Here is a 16438-nt window from a genome sequence, read left to right as displayed (position 1 = left end):
GATCTGCGCTGTCGTCGTCATGGCGACTGAGTTCACGATGACCGGACCCACTCTGGGGCCGGTGGAAATACATTCGGATTTTCGGGCGGAACAGCTTGTGCGGCGCATGGGTATCCGTGTGCTCACCTGTCGGCCGGGTCTGGTGACCGGTGCCATGCCGGTCGACGGAAACCGGCAGCCGTTCGGCATCCTGCACGGCGGCGCGAACGCCGTGCTCGCCGAAACACTGGGGTCGGTTGCCGCCTTCCTGCACGCCGGGCCGGACGGGAACGCGGCCGGACTCGAACTGTCCTGCACCCATCACCGTTGGGTGTCCGCCGGAACGGTCACCGGGACGTGCACACCGCTGCACGAGGCCCAGTCGACCGCCACCTACCAGATCATCATCACCGACGACCTCGGCCGGCGAACGTGCACCGCGAGGCTGACCTGCGTGGTCAGCAGGCGCCCGACGCCGCCGGTCGACCAGGGGGCGACGTGAGCACCGAAACCATGCTCGACTCGATCGACGACTACCTCGGAGCCGCCGAGACCCGGTTCTTCGGACACGGCTACCAGCGGGTCCGTTACGACGTCGACGACGTGGCGGTCACCGTGGAGTACGGCGGCCAACGGACGATCCAGGCCACGGCGGCGATCCGGTACCCGGAGGGGTGGTCGACCAAGTCCGGTGGCGAGCTCCGCCCGCACCTCAGCACGATCGACGGGGTGCTGCTCGGCGCGCGGCTCGGCGAGTTCTTCCTGGCCGCCGGCCTGGGGTTGGACGCGGGGCAGCGGGCCGACGCCTGGCTGCGCCGGGTCGTGTTGCGGGCCGGTTCGCAACCCCAGGAGGACCTTTCCGACCTGGCGCTGCGAGCCACCTGGCGGGCCGCGTCGACCGAGCCCGTGCTGCCCGGCGCGACCGTGTCCATTGTGGACGCACGAGTGGGTGCCATGAAGGTCCGGTGCGAGATCGAGCACCGATCCGCGTCGCCGCTGCCCGGCGAGACCCGGTTCGACCTGTCGGAGGAGCTCCTCGGGTCGGACGAACGCCGTTGCTACGGCACCGCCTTCATCGCACGCGGCCAAGGGATGCGCGAGATCGTTGTGTCCAAGAAGGACATGCGGGCGAGTGCGAAGGTCGACCAGTCCGGGCCGGGCGTCGCCATGACGGGCATGGAGGCGGCGTACCAGCCGTCGCTGTCGATGATCGACTGTTTCGTGTCCAGCCTCCAGCTGGCCCAGGTGCTGCTGTACGAGACCGACGGGCTGAGCCGGGGCGAGAGCGACACGCTCTGGATGCGGCAGACGTCCATCGTGGCAAGCGATCCGCGTCGCCCGTGGCCTGGCGACGTCGACACTCGGCTCACCGACCCCGGGCTGGTCGAGATGGGGGACTCGGTCTGGCGCACCGCGCGGATTCTCGGCGCCTGCGCCGGGATGTCGCTCGACTGCGATGTCGCCCACCGGTTGCCGTGATCAAGGATTCGACGACAGGAGAGATTCACGTGGTCAAGCTCGCGGTGTCCGGCACCTATTCCTCAGGCAAGACACTGACCGTGATGGCCCTGTCGCACCTGACGGGGCTGCCGCGGACGATGGCGATGACGATGCGGGAGATCCTTCCGCTGGCGGTCCCCGGCAAGACCCTGGACCAGTGCACCGCCGCCGAGTTCCTGCAGCTCGTCGTGCGCCGGCACGTCGAACGCTGTGTGCACGAGAGCCTGCTGCCCGGCGGCTTCGTCTCGGACGGGTCGTCGCTGCAGGAGTGGATCTACGCCAAGCTCCGGGTCAGCATGGGGATCAGCCCCCGCGACTCGGCGCACCTGCGGTACGGCGAAAGCGTGCCGAAGACCGACGAGCTGAGGTTCTTTGACGACGTGGTCGAGCAACTCGGCGTCGCGGTGAAACAGCATGTCGGCAGCGGCTACGACGTCTTCGTCCACCTGCGCAACGAACTGCCGGTCCTGGACGACGGGCACCGGCCGATGAACGACAACTTCCGGCGCAAGTGCGACGAGCTGATGCTCGGCACGTTCCGGGAACTGGGCGTCGAGTACGAGATCGTGGGCGGTTCGCTGCCCGACCGGCTGCTGCGGATCGTCGAAGTCGTCGGGCTGCCCATGCTGCTCACCCCGGACGAAGCCATCTCCCGCGCGCGGAACGACTACGCGCGTCAGGACCTTCGGCTGGAGACACAGCGATGACGGCGGTCGTCGCCGGGATCGGAGCGGTGGTCCCGGACCGGCTCGTCACCAACGAGATGTTGGCCCAGCGCCTGGACACGTCCGACGAGTGGATCGTCAGCCGGACCGGCATCAGGCAGCGGTACGTGGCTCCGCCCGGCTGCTCGACGAGCGACCTCGCGGTGGGGGCTGCCGAGCGCGCCATGCAGAGCGCGGGCGTGGACGACGTCGGCCTCGTCGTGCTGGCGACCACGACGCCGGACCGGCCGTGTCCCGGCACCGCGCCTGTGGTGGCAAGCAAACTCGGGCTCGTCGACGTTCCCGCCTACGACGTGTCGGCGGTCTGCACGGGGTTCATCTACGCCCTGTTCTCGGCAGCGGGGGCGTTGGCCTTGGGGCATACCGAAAGCGCGTTGGTCATCGGCGCGGACACGTTCAGCACGATCCTGGATCCCGCGGACCGCACGACGTCGGTCATCTTCGGCGATGGCGCCGGCGCGGTCGTCCTACGCCGGGGACATGAGGACGAACCGGGTGCGCTGAGCGGATTCCACCTCGGCAGTGACGGCGCCTTGGCGGACCTGATCACCGTTCCCGACAAGTACTTCCGGATGGACGGCAAGCCGGTGTTCATGCACGCCGTCCGCCGGATGACCGAGTCGTCGCGGACCGTGCTTGCCCAGAGCGGCTGGACCGCCCAGACCGTGGACCGGCTGGTGGGGCACCAGGCGAACGTGCGCATCCTGCAGGCGGTGTCCGAGCAACTCGGCATCCCCGAGGACCGCGCGGTGGTGAATCTCGACCGGGTCGGCAACACCGCGGCGGCGTCCATTCCGCTGGCGATGGCCGACGCGGCCAAGGACGGCGACCTGGTGGCCGGGCACAAGGTCCTGCTCACCGCGTTCGGCGGCGGCGCCACCTGGGGAGCGGCGACGCTCACCTGGCCGGACGTCATCGCCGGCTGACCCCAGTACACGACAATCGGAGGTGAAGGACATGGCAGCGGACATCTCAACGCGGATCGTTCGGTTCCTGGTGGACAAGTGCCGGTTGGCCGAGGACGAGATCACGCTCGACGCCGAGTTCTCCGGCCTGGACCTGGACTCACTGTCGCTGATGGAACTGTCCCTGGCACTGGAGAAGCAACTCGGTGTGCGGATCGAGGAAGGGGTGCTGACACCGGAGCTCACGGTCGCCGGCGCCGCCGCGCTGCTCGACGAGCGGCGAGCCCGATCGGATGTCGCCGGATGAACCGGGCGGCCTTTTTCGACGTCGACAACACACTCGTCACGCTCACGAGCATGTTCAGCTTCCTCCGGTACGACGTGCTGGCGAGCGGCCGGCCGCTGAGCGACTACCAGCGCGCCATGGACGACCTGCGCGCGTTCAAAGCGGCCGGTGCGTCCAGGGAGGAGGCGAACCGCCGGTTCTACCGGCAGTTCGCCAGGCGGTCGGTCGACGAGGTGATGACGCGAGGAGCCGAATGGTTCCGTGCCGAGTGCGCATTCGACCCGGAAGTGCTTGCCGCGCTTGGTGAACACAGCCGGGCGGGCGACTTGGTGGTGCTCGTGTCGGGTTCGTTCCCGCCGTGCTTGCGGCCGATCGCCGACCACGTTCGGGCGGACGGCGTGCTGTGTTCCCACCCGGAGACCGTGGCCGGCCGTTACGTCGGAACCCTGTTCAGTCCGATGATCGGCGAACGCAAGGCCGTGGCGATCCAGGCCGAGGCCGCCGCGCGGAACATCGATCTCAGCGCTTCCTACGCGTACGGCGATCACGGCTCTGACCTGCCGATGCTGCGGCTCGTGGGGCATCCCGTGGTGGTCGGCGACGACCCGGAGATGACCGAGCTCGCGATCCGGCACGGCTGGTCGCGGATGGCACAGGGAGTGGATCGTGCTTCGTGATCCCCAGGTGCTGATCGTGGGCGCCGGACCGGTCGGCGTGGCGCTGGCCTGCGAGCTGTTGCAGCAAGGGATTTCCCTGCGGATCGTCGACAAGGTGGAGCGCCTGGACGACACCGACCCGCATTCGAGGGGAATCCTGATCTGGCCGCGAAGCCTTGAGGTGCTGCGGCGGATTCAGGTCAGCGATCGGCTGGTGGCGCGCGGCCACCGGACCGCCGGGGTGAACTACTACTCGGGCGGGCGGCTGCTCGGTCCGGCGCGGCTCGACCGGATTCCCGACACCCCGTATCCCTTCCTGCTCACGCTCCCGCAGCGGGAGACGGAGAAGGTATTGCGCGAACGCTTCACCGAACTCGGCGGGCACGTCGAGCGTGGCGTCGCGATGGAGGAGCTGTCCGGTGACCCGGACGCGCCGGTCGTCGCCCTGCGTCATTCGGACGGCCGGCGGGAGGTCGTGACGCCGGGGTGGGTCATCGGCGCCGACGGACCGGCCAGCGTCGTCCGCGACCAGCTCGGCATACGGTTCGACGGCGACCCCATCGACGTCACGTACGCCATCGGCGACGCACCGGTGACCGGACGGCTCGCGCGCAACGCGCAGTACTACTACTCGCGGCACGGGGTGATAGCGCTCGTTCCCTTGCGGGACGGGCACTATCGGATCGCGGCGAACGTGCCGCACCGCACCGAGGCGGACGGCCCGCCCAGCCGGGAATACTTGCAATCCCTGTTGGCGAAGCGCGCCTGCCGCGAGGTCACCGTGGGGGAGCCCGACTGGACCAGGTCCTTCCGGCCCCGTCTCGGCATGGCCGAGAACTTCCGCAAGGGTCGGTGTTTTCTCGCCGGCGACGCCGCCCACGTGGTCAGCCCGGCCGGTGGGCAGGGGCTCAACGTGGGCTTCCTGGACGCGGCGAGCCTGGGGTGGCGCCTCGCCGGCGTCATCCGGGGCGAGCTGCCGGAGCGAGTGCTCGACGAGTACGACCACGAGCGGCGGTCGGCGGCTGCGCGGATGTCACGGACGTCCGCCGCGCAGGCCAGATTCGGCCTCCAGAGGCGGCGGACGAGGATCGCGGTCCGGGACATGTTGTTCGTGGTCGGTAGGATGACCGGCCTGGTGCAGCGGGTGCTCGTGCCGCTGCTGAGCCAGACGGACGTGACGTACGGCGAGCAGATCACCGAGCCGTTCATCTGGCGGCATCCCAGTCCGGTCCGTCCCGGACAGCGGCTGCCGATGTTCGCGTCGCTGGATCTGGCCACGTATACGGTTCTGCTGTGGCCGGGGCGTCGCCCGTCGGCCGACTGGGCACTTGTCCAGGCCGAACTGGCCCGTCAGTTCCCGGACCACGTCGGGATACGTGATCTCGCGTCGGTTCCCGGCCCGACACAGGCGATTCTGTGCCGGGCGCTCGGCCGGCGGCCAGCGGTGGCCGTCGCCCGGCCAGATGGTCACTTGTCGCTGCTCGTGCCGGTGGAACGGGTGGATCGCGCGGTGTCGTTCATCGGGTCCGCCACTGTCTCGTCGAACATCGCTGGAATACGTTCGGACACATTGTCGAGACGGTCTGACATTTACCACAGAGGATCCACAATGGAGAATCTGCGTTGATGACATCCATTTCAGTACGCCAAAGCACGGGCATGGTCACGCTGTTCGCGTTCGCCGCCGGCCTCGCGGTGGCGAACATCTACTACGCGCAGCCATTGTTGTCGGCGATCGCCACCGAGTTCCGGATCGGCAGCGGCACCGCCACCTTGATCGTCACGCTGACCACGATCGGCTACACGGCGGGCTTGGCCTTGCTCGTGCCGTTGGGGGACATGGTCAGCCGGCGCCGACTGCTGGTGGGGCTGCTCCTGGTCGTCGGTGTGGCACAGGCGGTGTCGGCCGTCGTGCCGTCGTTCGCTTTCCTTGCCGTGCTTTCAGTTCCGCTGGCTGTGTGCGCGGTCGGCGCACCGATCCTGGTGTCGTTCGCGGCGACCTTGGCGAGCACGTCCGACCGGGGCCAGGTGACCGGTCGGGTGATGACCGGGGTGCTCCTGGGCGTGCTGCTGGCCAGGACCGGCGGCGGGCTGATCGCCCAGGTGACCGGCACCTGGCGGTCCGTCTACGGCGTCGCCGCCGTGCTGATGGTCGGGCTCGCCGTGGTGCTGTACCGGGTATTGCCCGAGGTCGCGCCCATCGAGCGGATCCGGTATCCCGCGTTGCTGCGCTCGGTCTTCGCGGTCGTACGCGAGGAGCCGGCGCTTCGGCTGCGGTGTTCCTACGGTTTCCTGTGTTTCGCGAGTTTCAGCGCGTTCTGGACGACGTTGGCGTTTCTGCTCGCCCAACCGCCTTATTCGTATGGCGAAGGAGTCATCGGGCTGTTCGGGCTCGCGGGTGCCGTCGGCGCCCTGGCCGCGCGACCGGCAGGACGGCTGGTGGACCGCAACCGCGAACGCCTGACGTCCGGTCTCCTGCTCGGCGGCATCGTGCTGAGCTGGGGTGTTGTCGCGGTCCAGAATGGACATTCACTGGCCGCTCTGCTGGTCGGCGTGCTCGTGCTCGATCTTGGCGTGCAAGGCATGCAGGTGACGAACCTGGCCGTCATCTACCGGACCCGGCCGGAGGCCCGCAGCCGGATCACGATGGCCTACATGACCACGTACTTCCTGGGTGGTGTCGCCGGTTCGGCCGCGGCCGGCGCCGCGTATCCGGTGGCGGGCTGGCTCGGTGTGTGCGCGGTCGGTGGCGGGCTGGCCGTGCTCGCGCTGCTGATCTGGGGTGTCGAACAAGTCGTCCAGAGGGGGAGAACAAGATGAGGGTGTCCCATCAGGCGGTCGAAGTGTTCCGCCGGTTCGCGCCGGCCGACGCCGTGCCGCCGTGGGAGGGGTTGGCGGACTTCGCGCCCGCGCTCGGCGACCAGGTGCGGCACGGCCTGGGATCGGTGCTGGCCAGGCCGGAGCTCGACCTGCGGACCCGGGAGCTGCTGACCATCTGCATGCTCGCCGTGCTCGGCGACTGCGAGCCGCAGCTGGAGTTCCACGTCGGCGGCGCGATTCGGGCCGGTGCCACGCCGACCGAGGTCGTCGAGGCGTTGACCCAGGTCAGCCTGTACGCCGGACTGCCACGAGCGCTGAACGCGATCACAGTCGCCCGCCGCGTGCTGGTTAGCGATGGTTAACGTTACCGCGCCGGGCTATGCCGCCGAGGAGGTGTTCACGGCGGTTCGAAGCGTCCTGAACACCACGCGCCTGCTCGCCATGGCCACGGTGAGCGGGAACGGCGTCCCGTGGATCAACAACGCCTACTTCGCGCACGACGACGAACTGAACCTCTATTTCCTCAGCCGGCCACAGGCGCGTCACACGGTCAACCTGAACGAAACCGGCGGCTCGATCGCCGTGAGCGTGGCCGACACACAGCAGACAGGGGACGGCGGCCGGCGTGGCCTCCAGATGGAAGGCGTCTGCCGAGAGGTGACCGAAGTGGACTACCCGTACGCCGCCGCTGTCTACCGAGAACGTTTCCCCGCCATGCCGGCGGGACTGGGCCTGTACCACGTGTCGGTCATGGCGTTCCGGCTGTTCGACGAGGCCACCTTCGGCAGGGAGGTCTGGGTCGACGGCCGGGTTCAGTGGCCGCGGCCGGCTTTCCAGTAGCCGCAGAACATCACGTTCTCCTTGGGGACGCCGGACTTGACCCAGTGCCGGCGGAGCGTGACCGGCAGCGTGGACTCGCCGACCGTCCAGCCGTAGAACGGCTCCGTCGGCAGCGGTGACGCCTCCGCCGCCGCGAGCGCGGCCCGTCCCGGAACTCCGGTGGGGTCGCGGTCGATCCAGGTGAGCTTGACCCCGTCCGGCTTGTCCAGGTCCTGCCGGTCGCCGGCGGAGGGGACCTCCACCAGCGCCTCTCCTTCGGTGTCCGGCGGCAGCGACGCGAGAATTCCCGCTGTGGCCGGCAGCCCGGTCTCGTCGGCCACCAGGAACACGCGCCGGACCGACGGCGGCGGCGTGAACGCGATGCCCTCGTCGAGCAGCGCGACCGGGTCGCCTTCGATGCAGTTCTGCGCCCACAGCGTGGCCGGACCCGCGGTGCCGTCCTCGGCCGAGCCGTGCAGCACGAAGTCGATGTCCAGCTCGGGCCCGTCCACGCCGTCCGGCCGGTAGGCGCGCGCCGAGTAGCTGCGCAGCAACGGCCGTTGGGTCTTGGCGACCGTCAGGTACTTGAGGTAGGCCATCATGGTGAGCTTGTTCGGCAGCCGGGACAGCGTGTCCGGCGAGGACACCGGGATGAACAGCCGGAACCACTGGTCGAACCCCATCGGGGTGAACCGTTCGACGTCGCCCCGGCCGAGCGTGATGCGCACGAAGTTCCGTGAGATCCGCTGTTGGCGCAGCACGGTCAAGGTCAGCAGCTCGGATGTCGCCGGTTTGATCCGGGTCGCCGACATGTTCGTCTGCGGCATCCCACACTCCTCGTTAGGTTAGCCTACCCTCGGTATTCTGGCGGTGTGGTCGCCAGGAAATCAAGAGGGAACCGGTCAAGATCGGTTCGGCAGGCGCATCCTGGGCAGCACGGAGACGCTGAGCAGGACGGCGAAAAGCGCGGCGAGGGTGAGCAGTGTCACGGGAGTGGACGTCAGTTCCATGAGCAGGCCGGTGGCGAGCGCGGCGAACGGATACAGCGACCCGCCGACCAGGACCATCGCGCTCTGCACCCTGGCTGTGAGGTGGTCGGGAACCACGGTGTACACGTGGGCGCCGTACGGAATGAGGATCGACGGGCCGAGCAGGATGATCAGGGTCGTGCCCACCGCCAGGACGACCGGTGTGGGGTGGACCGCCATCGCGCAGGCGGCGAGCAGGCGTAGTCCGATCCCGCCGGACACGACCCACGCGGTCGGCAGTTTCGCCGTCCGGGGCGCCAGGGCGGCTCCGGCCAGACCGCCGAGCGCCACGACGCTCATGACGAGCCCGAGCGTCGAGCCACCACTGGGTTGGACCGTGATGACCAGCACGAAGATCACGCCGGCCGTCACGAAGTTCCCCAACGCCGACCAGACCAGGTACAGCGGCAGGAACCTCGACGTCCAGACGAACCGGAGCCCGACCCCGACATCGGCCAGGATCGACCGCCGCTCCCGGGTGCCGGTGCCGAGTGAGACGGTGACGAAGGACAGCACCACAAACGACACGGCATAACTGGCGGCGTCGACCAGGAACGGCAGCGCCGGCCATGCCTGGTAGCACACGCCGCCCAACAGCGGCACGATCAACGTCATGGTCTGGCTGGACATCGTGTTCAACGCCAGCGCCGACGGCATCTCGTCGACGCCGACCAGGTGGCGCATGGCCGCCTGGCGGGTCGGGTCGGCCACCGCGGACATCACGGTCCCGGCGACCATCAGCAGCGCCAACGGAACGATCGGCAGTGGGGCGCCGAGGACGAGCGCGACGCCGATCACCACCACGATCGAGCCGCGGAACACCTCGCCGAACAGCAGCAGCGCCCGCCTGTCCAGCCGGTCGGCGACGACCCCGGCGGGCAGCTGCACGATCATGTAGGTGATCATCCGCGCGGTGCCGACCACGCCGGCCAGCACAGGGGAGTGCGTCTGGTCGAGGATGAGCAGCGGCAGGGCCAGTTCGGTCAGCTGGGACCCGAACGTGGACAGGCCGCTGCCGAGCCAGAACCGGCGGAAGTCCGGCCGTCGCAACGGTGTCAGCGTGCTAGCCATCCCGGGCCACCAGCTGCGCGTGCACGATCTTCGCCACCTGGTCGGCCGGCGGTGGCGCGATGCCGAGGGTCACCTCGCGCCGCCAGTACTCGTAGACCTCCCGTTCCATCGGGTCGACCACGACGTGCCCGTCACCGCGCAAAGTGGACACATGACGGCGGATCCTGGGGTGCTCCCACATGTGTCGGTTCATCGCCGGGAAGAACACCACCGGTGGCGGCGCGGACAGCAGGACGGTCTGCGCCGCTGTCGACGCGAGCCCGAGCGCCGCCGAGGCCAACAGGTTGGCCGTGGCCGGCAGGACCACGACACACCGGGACCGTAACGCGAACTCGGTGGGGTTGAGGTCGATGTTGTCCGGCGGGTAGACCTCGTCGGCGTACCATCGGACCACCCACGGTGTCAGGAACTTGGTTGCGCTGTGGGTGATCAGCACACGCAGCGGCAGCGGGCTGTGTTCTCTCAGTGCGGCAAGGTATTCCGGCATGCGCACGGCCACAGCGGACCCGCACACGATGACCGACAGCGCGTCGTCACGCATCGGGGGACTCCGGGAGCAGCTCGTCGAGGGTGTAGTTGAAGTCCGGCCCGCCTCGGCGCAACCTGTCCAACACGAGGGCGATCCCCATGCTTCCCGAGGCGAAGTCGTTGCTGTACCGCAGGAGTCCGTGGCCGGGGAACGCCAGCCCCTCCGGCTGCGGGCAGGCCATCGCCAGCACCCCCTCGGCCATGCCGGCGGCCAGGTCCCGGTAGGAGTCGCCGCCCAGCAGGTGCCGGCAGTCCAACGCGAAGTTGACGATGCCGGACATCCCGTTGACCAGGCCCGGGTACACCGCGGTGCCCTGGAGCGTGCACGAGACCAGATGGTCCAAAGTAGGCCTCAGGCGCTCGTCGCCGGTCACCCGGCAGAACCGCGCCAGCACACCGCCGAACCCCGACGATCCGCGCTCCCAGTACGGCTCCAGCAACGGATGGTCCGCGTGGCCGGGCAGGCCGATCCCGCTCCCGCCGCGCGGCGTCAACTGGTTGAGTTCGTAGTCCAAGGCGCGGCGCGCGGTCCGGAAGTACCTGCCGTCACCCGTGGCCAGGTGCAGGTAGAGCAGGAACGCGGCGACACCGGACGATCCGTGCGCGTAACCGAGCGGATGCTTCTTCGCCTCCGGGCGCGGCCACCACAGGCCGATGCCCGAGTCGCTCGCGGTGTCGATCAGATGGTCGCCGATGCGCGCCGCGGCCGCCAGATCGTCGCCGTCGCCGACGCGTTGCCACGCCGCCAGACGCGCCAGACCGATACCGACGGTCCCGTCCAGCACGGTGGCCGGCAGGTCGTCGGGCGCGGTCCGGTCCGCCCGGTCGATCAGCTCGCGGCCGCGGTCGGTCTCGCCGACGTCGAGCAGGGTCCAGCCGACCCCGGACAGTCCGAAGTAGAGGCCGGCCGGGAGCTTGTCGAGCCCGGCCGCGTTGCGGTCCATCCAGTCCCGCAGGCCCGAGTGGACCTGCCCGGTGAGCCGGTGCAGCCCACGCAGCACCCCGGCCACGCCGTACGACACCGACCACGGGTTGGTCACGTACATCTGCGGCGAGGTCGGGAACGGCCGGTCGGCCCGGTCGGGGGTGAGCGTGTTCTCGATGAACCGGACCGCGTCCTTGACCAGGACGTCCAGGTCGGGCGGTGGATCGTCGTCCGGCGTCGGCAGGTCGAGCCGCTCCAGCAGGTCGCCGAGCGGGTACCGCAGCAAGCCGGCCGCGTGCCGGACGCACCGCACCAGCGCGTGCGGATTCAAGTCCCGCAACACATTGCGCGGGCTGATCAGGGCCATCTCGATCGACGCGACGCCGAACTCGTCGAGCCGTCGCGGATCGGTCCACGCCGTCGATCCCGGCGGCGGACGGTATCCCTGGGTGGCCGGGTTCTCCCCGGTCCATTCGGCGAACGGCAGGCTCGACTCGAAGTCCACCAGCCGGACCGCCAGGGTCTCCGGCTCGACCATGATGTTGGTCATCGAGATGTCGCCGTAGCAGATACCGCGCTCGTGCAGGGCGGCGATGGCGGCTCGCAGGTTGGCCATCACGGTCCGGACCTGCGCCCGGTAGAGGTCGAGCGCAGCCGGGCTGAGATCCCCGTGTGCCAGTGGCGATCGCGCGGCCAGGAACATGGCCAGCGGTCCGACGTCGATGAACTCCTCCGCCAGGAAGAGGTGTTCCCACACCTGGAACAGCTCGATCGGCTCGGGGGCCACCCCGGTCCCCCGTGCCGCGGTCAACGCCTCGAACTCGCGCCGCAACCGGATCTGCCCGCTCGCCCCGTCGGCTCCGAACGCCGTGCGTGGCCGGGATTCCTTGAGGATGACCTTGGTCTGGTCGGATTGCCGCTCGGCCAGATAGATGCCGCCGCACCCGGTGTGGTGCAGCGCCTCGGTCACGACATAGCCGTTGATGTCCCGCGAGACAGGCTCGGCCGGTGGCTCGGGGAAGAGATCCGGCACCCACGGCGGTTTGCGGTACGCGGGCGTCCGTTCGTCCAGCCATTCCTCGCCGTTCGGGCCGCGCAGGACCGCCGCCGACGTGCCGTCCGAACGGATCAACGATTCGTTGCTGAATTCGCCGTAGCGGTAGTACAGGCACAGCGAATCCCGATAACGCCGGTCCGTAAGGACATACGGGCCTTCGAAATCGCCGAGCACACCGTGCAGTCGTTCCAGCAACGCGCGGCAGTCCGCGGTGTCCCGCGGATAGATCGCGAAGATCTTGCCGACCTGGCCCGGCGGCCACCATCGGGAGGTCGCGGACACCACCAGTTGGGAATTGCGGATGACCTTGAAATGGAACGGCTCGCGGGCGAATTCGGCGAGCACGACCCGCAGTGCGTCCCGGGCCTGCGCGGGCACCACTGAAACGTGAATCTTCCAACCATGCGGCGGGGTCACGACGTCGGTCGGCTTGCACATGACCCACGGGCCGCGCCGCGAGACACGCACGTCGGCCGACCGCACCACGTTCACCTCGCGTTCCAGGTCACCTTCGGGAAGAACGCCGAGATCCTCGTAGAACCTCGGGTCGGCGAGCGTGTAGCCGCGAAAGAATCGGTAGTTCTGCATGGAGTTCTCCCAAGGGCGCGGCCGTCCGGTCCGGGAAAACGATTTCCCGGACCGGACGGACCTGGTTCGCTACTGGTCAGCAGCCCTCACTGTGGTTGCTGCCACACTGGTGCGAGTCGTTGCTGTTGCCGCTGACGGTCACCGTGACGAAACCCGTACCCTCGGACTCGGCGCCCAGCTCGGCCAGTGCCAGAACACTGTTCATCATGATGGTCACAACCTTTCTCAGACCGGGAAACTTTGTTCCTTCGGCAGTCTCACCGAGTCCGGCGACCACGGGCATGGGTGCGCGGCACCCAAACTTCGCCGCACCGGCGTTCCGGACGGGCTACGTGGTGAGCACCCAGTCCTGCCGCTCAGCGGCCCCCGGCCTGGTCGGCGGCCTTGGCGATCAGCGCGGCCCGACCGTCCACTTCGGTCTTGGCGAGCAGGCTCGCCACGTGTTTCTCCACTGTGCGCGGGGAAATGTGCAGTCGGGCGGCGATCTCCCTGTTCGCCAGCCGTTGCAGCACCAGCTCGTACACCTCGAACTCCCGGATGGTCACCCCACGGTCGCGCAACCGGCTCGGCACCCGTTCGGCGTCGGTGGTGTGCTGCGGCGCGGGCACCCCGGTCCGGCGCAGGGCGGCGCGGCACGCACTGGCCACCGCCGGCATGGCCGCCCGGTGAAAGAAGTCCTCGGCCTGCCGCAGCCAGGTCACCGGCTCGCCCCAACCGTTCGCGTACGCCGAGTCCGCCACCAGGCGCAGGCCGAGGTACCGGGCCAGGGGATACCGGGACGCGGCCCGCAGTCCGGCCGCCATCGCCACGTTGGCCGCCTGGGCGTGCCCGGACCGGCCGAGCAGCACGGCGTCGGCGAAGTGCGCGAACTGCCGGTTCCACCGCATGTCCGCCGCCGCGACCGCGCGCAGCCGGTCGAACTCGGGCGGTTCGGTCTCCGTGGCCAGGCACCGCAGCAGCGGGTACAGGCCGTGCCTGCCGGCGAGGTAGAACGTGGTCGGGTTCTCCCGCTGCCGGGCCACCACCGCGGTCAGCTCCTGCTCGGCGAGTTCCCGGTTCTCCTCGGTCAGCGCGCAGAACGCACGGGCCATGCCCAACGCGAGCGGCAGTTCCCGGGACCGGTCACCGCCTCGGTCGAGAAACTCCGTGTACGCCAGGTCCATCTCCGGCCGTCGGCCCTGGTGGGCGGCGAGCACCGCGCGGGTCATCAGCAGATAGCGCTCTACGGTCAGCAATTGCAGCCTGCGGGCCTCGGCCAGTTGCAGTGCAAGCAGTTCCGTCGCCCGCTCGTATTCGGCGCACAGCACCGCGTCCAGGGTGCGCACGGCGTCAACGGTGTTGGCCACGTTGATCGCGCCGACCCGCAGTGCCTCGTGCGAGACCGTGGCGAGGGCGTCCACGTCCCCTTCGGCCAGCCAGGCGTTGGTCGCCGGCCCGGTCCGGCCGTAGTGCAGCCAGATCGGCAGGCGATGGGCCTGCGCGATCACCCGCATCTGTTCGAAACACGCGTTGGACTCGGCCAGGTCACGCTCCCGCGCGATCACCGCGACCGCGTACCACGCCTGGCAGCACGTCAACGGTTGGGTGGCCGGGGCGGTGGCGGCGAGGGCCGACCGCGCCAGGTGTTCGGCCTCGGTCAACCGGTTGGGCCCCGGCTGGTCCAACGCCAGGTGCGCGGCGACCGCGTCGATCGCGGCCGGGTTCTGCTCGGTCGGCGGCAGCTGGCTGAGCACCAGCCGGGCCTCGGCGACCTGCGCCTCACCGACTTCCGGGCGGCCGGCGATGCTGGCCAGCCACGCCAGCCGGACGCACAACGCCACCCGGCGCCGCGGCTCCAGCACCGACCCGTCCCCGAGAATGGTCTCGGCCAGCCGGAACGCGCGGTCCAACTGGTTGGCCTCGGCCAGCGCGTACAACAGGATCTCCAGGACCTCGGCCCGGCCGGTGACATCGCCGTACTCGTCAAGCAGCCGTTCGGCGCGGGACAACAGGGTGATGGCCGAACCAGCCGCGCCATCGGCCAGCGCACGGCGGCCGGAGTCGGCGAACAACCCGGCGGCCATGGTCACCTCGCCCGCGGTCAGCCACAGCGTCGCGGCCAGCTGACACCAGTCGCCGGGCAGCCCGGGGTGCAGCTCGCCGATCGCCTCCGCCGCCCGGCGGCAGCCGGCATTGCGGTCCGCCGGGGTCAGCTGGGCCAGCAACGCCTCGCCGATCAGCGGATGCCCGAACGCGTACCAGTCGACGCCGTGCTCGTCCGGGTCGACCAGTTGCGCGGCCACCAAACTGTGCAACTGGCGCAGCAGCGCCTGGTCGTCGAGCCCGGTCACCCGTTGCACGACGGACATGGAGAACCGTTGGCCGAGAACGGCCGCGGCGCTGAGGACGGCCCGGCCGGACACGTCCAGCCGGTCGGTGCGCAGGGCGATGCTACGCACGAGGGTGGCCGGGATCTCGGTCCGCATGTTCGGGACCGTCCGCCAGCCGTCCGGTCCGCTGGTCAACTGCCCGCTCGTGACCATCGCGTGGACGAGTTCTTCGAGCACCAGCGGGTTGCCGACACTGTTGTGCCACAGCAGTTCCGCCGCGTCGGCCGGCACGGCGCCCGCCTCGATGCCGAGGCAGGCGCCGACCAGCGCCACCGTCTCCAGCCGGTCGAGCCGGCGCAGGTCCAGGATGGTGCCACTGCGCCGGCGGGCGGCGAACCGGACGACGTCCACCGCTCGGACCGCTTCGCCGCGCGCGGTCGCGAGGAGGAGGGTGGGCTGCCCGTCGAGATTGTCGATCAGGTACTCGATGACGGCCAACGTCTCCACGTCGACGTCATGCAAGTCCTCAAGGACCAGTAGGCAGCCCCGGCCCCGGCCGACCACCGCGGTCAGCCGCAGCACCGCCTCGGCGAGCACGACCAACGAAGCGCCGTGCATGTCGCCGTCGGCGATACCCCATTCCGGTACCAGCCGGCCCAACACCGACCGGTACGGCCCCAGCTCCTCCTCCCCGGGCAGTTCCCCTTGGCGGGCCACGGACAGCACGGCCTCGGTCAGCGGCCGGAACGGCAGGATCGGCCCGAGTGCGCTGCACCGGCCGCGCAACACCGCCATCCCGGCGTCGATCGCGAGGCTGACACCTTCCGCGGCCAGCCGTGACTTGCCGACCCCGGCCTCGCCGAGGATGAACACCGATCCGCCGACCCCGTCGCGCGCCGCGGTGAGCGCGTCGCGAACCTCCGCGATCTCGCCGGTCCGGCCGATCAGGCGCAGCGCGCGTGTCCCCATGATCGGACACTAAACCAGGGCACACACCCGGATAACTCGGCGAATCGGCGTACCGGGTACCGCCGGACGCGCGGTTACCCGCACATCCAGCTGAAAGTGCCCCGGCTGACCAGCGTGATGTTGTCCTCCATGGCGATGATGGCGAGCAGGCCGGTGCCGGCCAGCACGCTGGCGCGGGCGCTGATCGCCCGCGCTCGCAGGCGAATCCGGCCGGCTGGGTGCTCGTTCTCCTGTTCCTCGGACTTGTCCGTACAGGGCGGCTCGATGTCCATG

Annotated in this window: 17 protein-coding genes; 10 read left to right on the top strand and 7 right to left on the bottom strand. The window is 69.6% G+C overall.

What is annotated here, in order from left to right:
- Positions 1–37 precede the first annotated feature (37 nt).
- The 10 genes from EV192_RS10785 to EV192_RS10740 are packed head-to-tail and all read left to right on the top strand — an operon-like array spanning position 38 to position 7711.
- Entirely contained in the window at positions 38–481 is a 444-nt protein-coding gene (locus EV192_RS10785; protein WP_132113952.1) for a hotdog fold thioesterase, read from the top strand.
- Positions 478–1458: an AvrD family protein gene (locus EV192_RS10780; protein ID WP_132113950.1), complete on the top strand. Its 981-nt coding sequence runs from the start codon at positions 478–480 to the stop codon at positions 1456–1458. Before EV192_RS10785 ends, EV192_RS10780 begins: the two co-directional genes overlap by 4 nt.
- Positions 1459–1487: 29 nt before the next feature.
- The gene (locus EV192_RS10775; RefSeq protein WP_207925973.1) at positions 1488–2186 is read left to right on the top strand and encodes an AAA family ATPase; all 699 of its coding nucleotides are present in this window, start codon (positions 1488–1490) and stop codon (positions 2184–2186) included.
- Positions 2183–3130, top strand: coding sequence for a beta-ketoacyl-ACP synthase III (locus EV192_RS10770; protein ID WP_132113948.1), 948 nt, complete (start codon positions 2183–2185; stop codon positions 3128–3130). Before EV192_RS10775 ends, EV192_RS10770 begins: the two co-directional genes overlap by 4 nt.
- Positions 3131–3161: 31 nt before the next feature.
- The gene (locus tag EV192_RS10765) at positions 3162–3416 is read left to right on the top strand and encodes an acyl carrier protein (RefSeq protein ID WP_132113946.1); all 255 of its coding nucleotides are present in this window, start codon (positions 3162–3164) and stop codon (positions 3414–3416) included.
- Positions 3413–4072 (top strand): HAD family hydrolase, encoded by a 660-nt coding sequence (locus tag EV192_RS10760; RefSeq protein WP_132113944.1) that lies wholly within the window; start codon positions 3413–3415, stop codon positions 4070–4072. Before EV192_RS10765 ends, EV192_RS10760 begins: the two co-directional genes overlap by 4 nt.
- Positions 4062–5678, top strand: a complete 1617-nt coding sequence (locus tag EV192_RS10755; RefSeq protein WP_165960332.1) for an FAD-dependent monooxygenase — start codon at positions 4062–4064, stop codon at positions 5676–5678. Before EV192_RS10760 ends, EV192_RS10755 begins: the two co-directional genes overlap by 11 nt.
- On the top strand, positions 5678–6871 hold the full coding sequence (locus tag EV192_RS10750) for an MFS transporter (RefSeq protein ID WP_132113940.1): 1194 nt from the start codon (positions 5678–5680) through the stop codon (positions 6869–6871). The genes EV192_RS10755 and EV192_RS10750 overlap by 1 nt, the downstream gene beginning before the upstream one ends.
- Positions 6868–7233: a carboxymuconolactone decarboxylase family protein gene (locus EV192_RS10745; RefSeq protein WP_132113938.1), complete on the top strand. Its 366-nt coding sequence runs from the start codon at positions 6868–6870 to the stop codon at positions 7231–7233. The genes EV192_RS10750 and EV192_RS10745 overlap by 4 nt, the downstream gene beginning before the upstream one ends.
- Positions 7226–7711 carry a pyridoxamine 5'-phosphate oxidase family protein gene (locus EV192_RS10740; protein WP_132113936.1) on the top strand — a complete coding sequence of 162 codons (486 nt, stop codon included), beginning with the start codon at positions 7226–7228 and terminating at the stop codon, positions 7709–7711. The genes EV192_RS10745 and EV192_RS10740 overlap by 8 nt, the downstream gene beginning before the upstream one ends.
- On the opposite strand, the gene EV192_RS10735 is transcribed toward EV192_RS10740, so the two are convergent.
- The 7 genes from EV192_RS10735 to EV192_RS10710 all read right to left on the bottom strand — a co-directional run bounded on the left by EV192_RS10735 (position 7684) and on the right by EV192_RS10710 (position 16437).
- On the bottom strand, positions 7684–8517 hold the full coding sequence (locus EV192_RS10735) for a siderophore-interacting protein (RefSeq protein ID WP_207925972.1): 834 nt from the start codon (positions 8515–8517) through the stop codon (positions 7684–7686). The two genes, EV192_RS10740 and EV192_RS10735, sit on opposite strands and share 28 nt — an antisense overlap.
- A 75-nt stretch (positions 8518–8592) precedes the next feature.
- Positions 8593–9789 (bottom strand): MFS transporter, encoded by a 1197-nt coding sequence (locus tag EV192_RS10730; RefSeq protein WP_132113934.1) that lies wholly within the window; start codon positions 9787–9789, stop codon positions 8593–8595.
- On the bottom strand, positions 9782–10330 hold the full coding sequence (locus EV192_RS10725; protein WP_132113932.1) for a flavoprotein: 549 nt from the start codon (positions 10328–10330) through the stop codon (positions 9782–9784). The genes EV192_RS10730 and EV192_RS10725 overlap by 8 nt, the downstream gene beginning before the upstream one ends.
- A complete protein-coding gene (gene lanKC, locus EV192_RS10720; RefSeq protein WP_132113930.1) occupies positions 10323–12887 on the bottom strand; it encodes a class III lanthionine synthetase LanKC in 2565 nt (854 codons plus the stop codon). The genes EV192_RS10725 and lanKC overlap by 8 nt, the downstream gene beginning before the upstream one ends.
- Positions 12888–12963: 76 nt before the next feature.
- Positions 12964–13095 carry a hypothetical protein gene (locus tag EV192_RS56770; RefSeq protein ID WP_279493094.1) on the bottom strand — a complete coding sequence of 44 codons (132 nt, stop codon included), beginning with the start codon at positions 13093–13095 and terminating at the stop codon, positions 12964–12966.
- 148 nt (positions 13096–13243) lie between these two features.
- The gene (locus EV192_RS56765; protein ID WP_132113928.1) at positions 13244–16165 is read right to left on the bottom strand and encodes a helix-turn-helix transcriptional regulator; all 2922 of its coding nucleotides are present in this window, start codon (positions 16163–16165) and stop codon (positions 13244–13246) included.
- 74 nt (positions 16166–16239) lie between these two features.
- The gene (locus EV192_RS10710; protein WP_132113926.1) at positions 16240–16437 is read right to left on the bottom strand and encodes a hypothetical protein; all 198 of its coding nucleotides are present in this window, start codon (positions 16435–16437) and stop codon (positions 16240–16242) included.
- Position 16438: the final 1 nt, after the last annotated feature.

Source organism: Actinocrispum wychmicini, assembly GCF_004345645.1.
GTDB classification, from domain to species: domain Bacteria; phylum Actinomycetota; class Actinomycetes; order Mycobacteriales; family Pseudonocardiaceae; genus Kibdelosporangium; species Kibdelosporangium wychmicini.
This window is presented reverse-complemented; position numbering and strand designations above follow the sequence as displayed.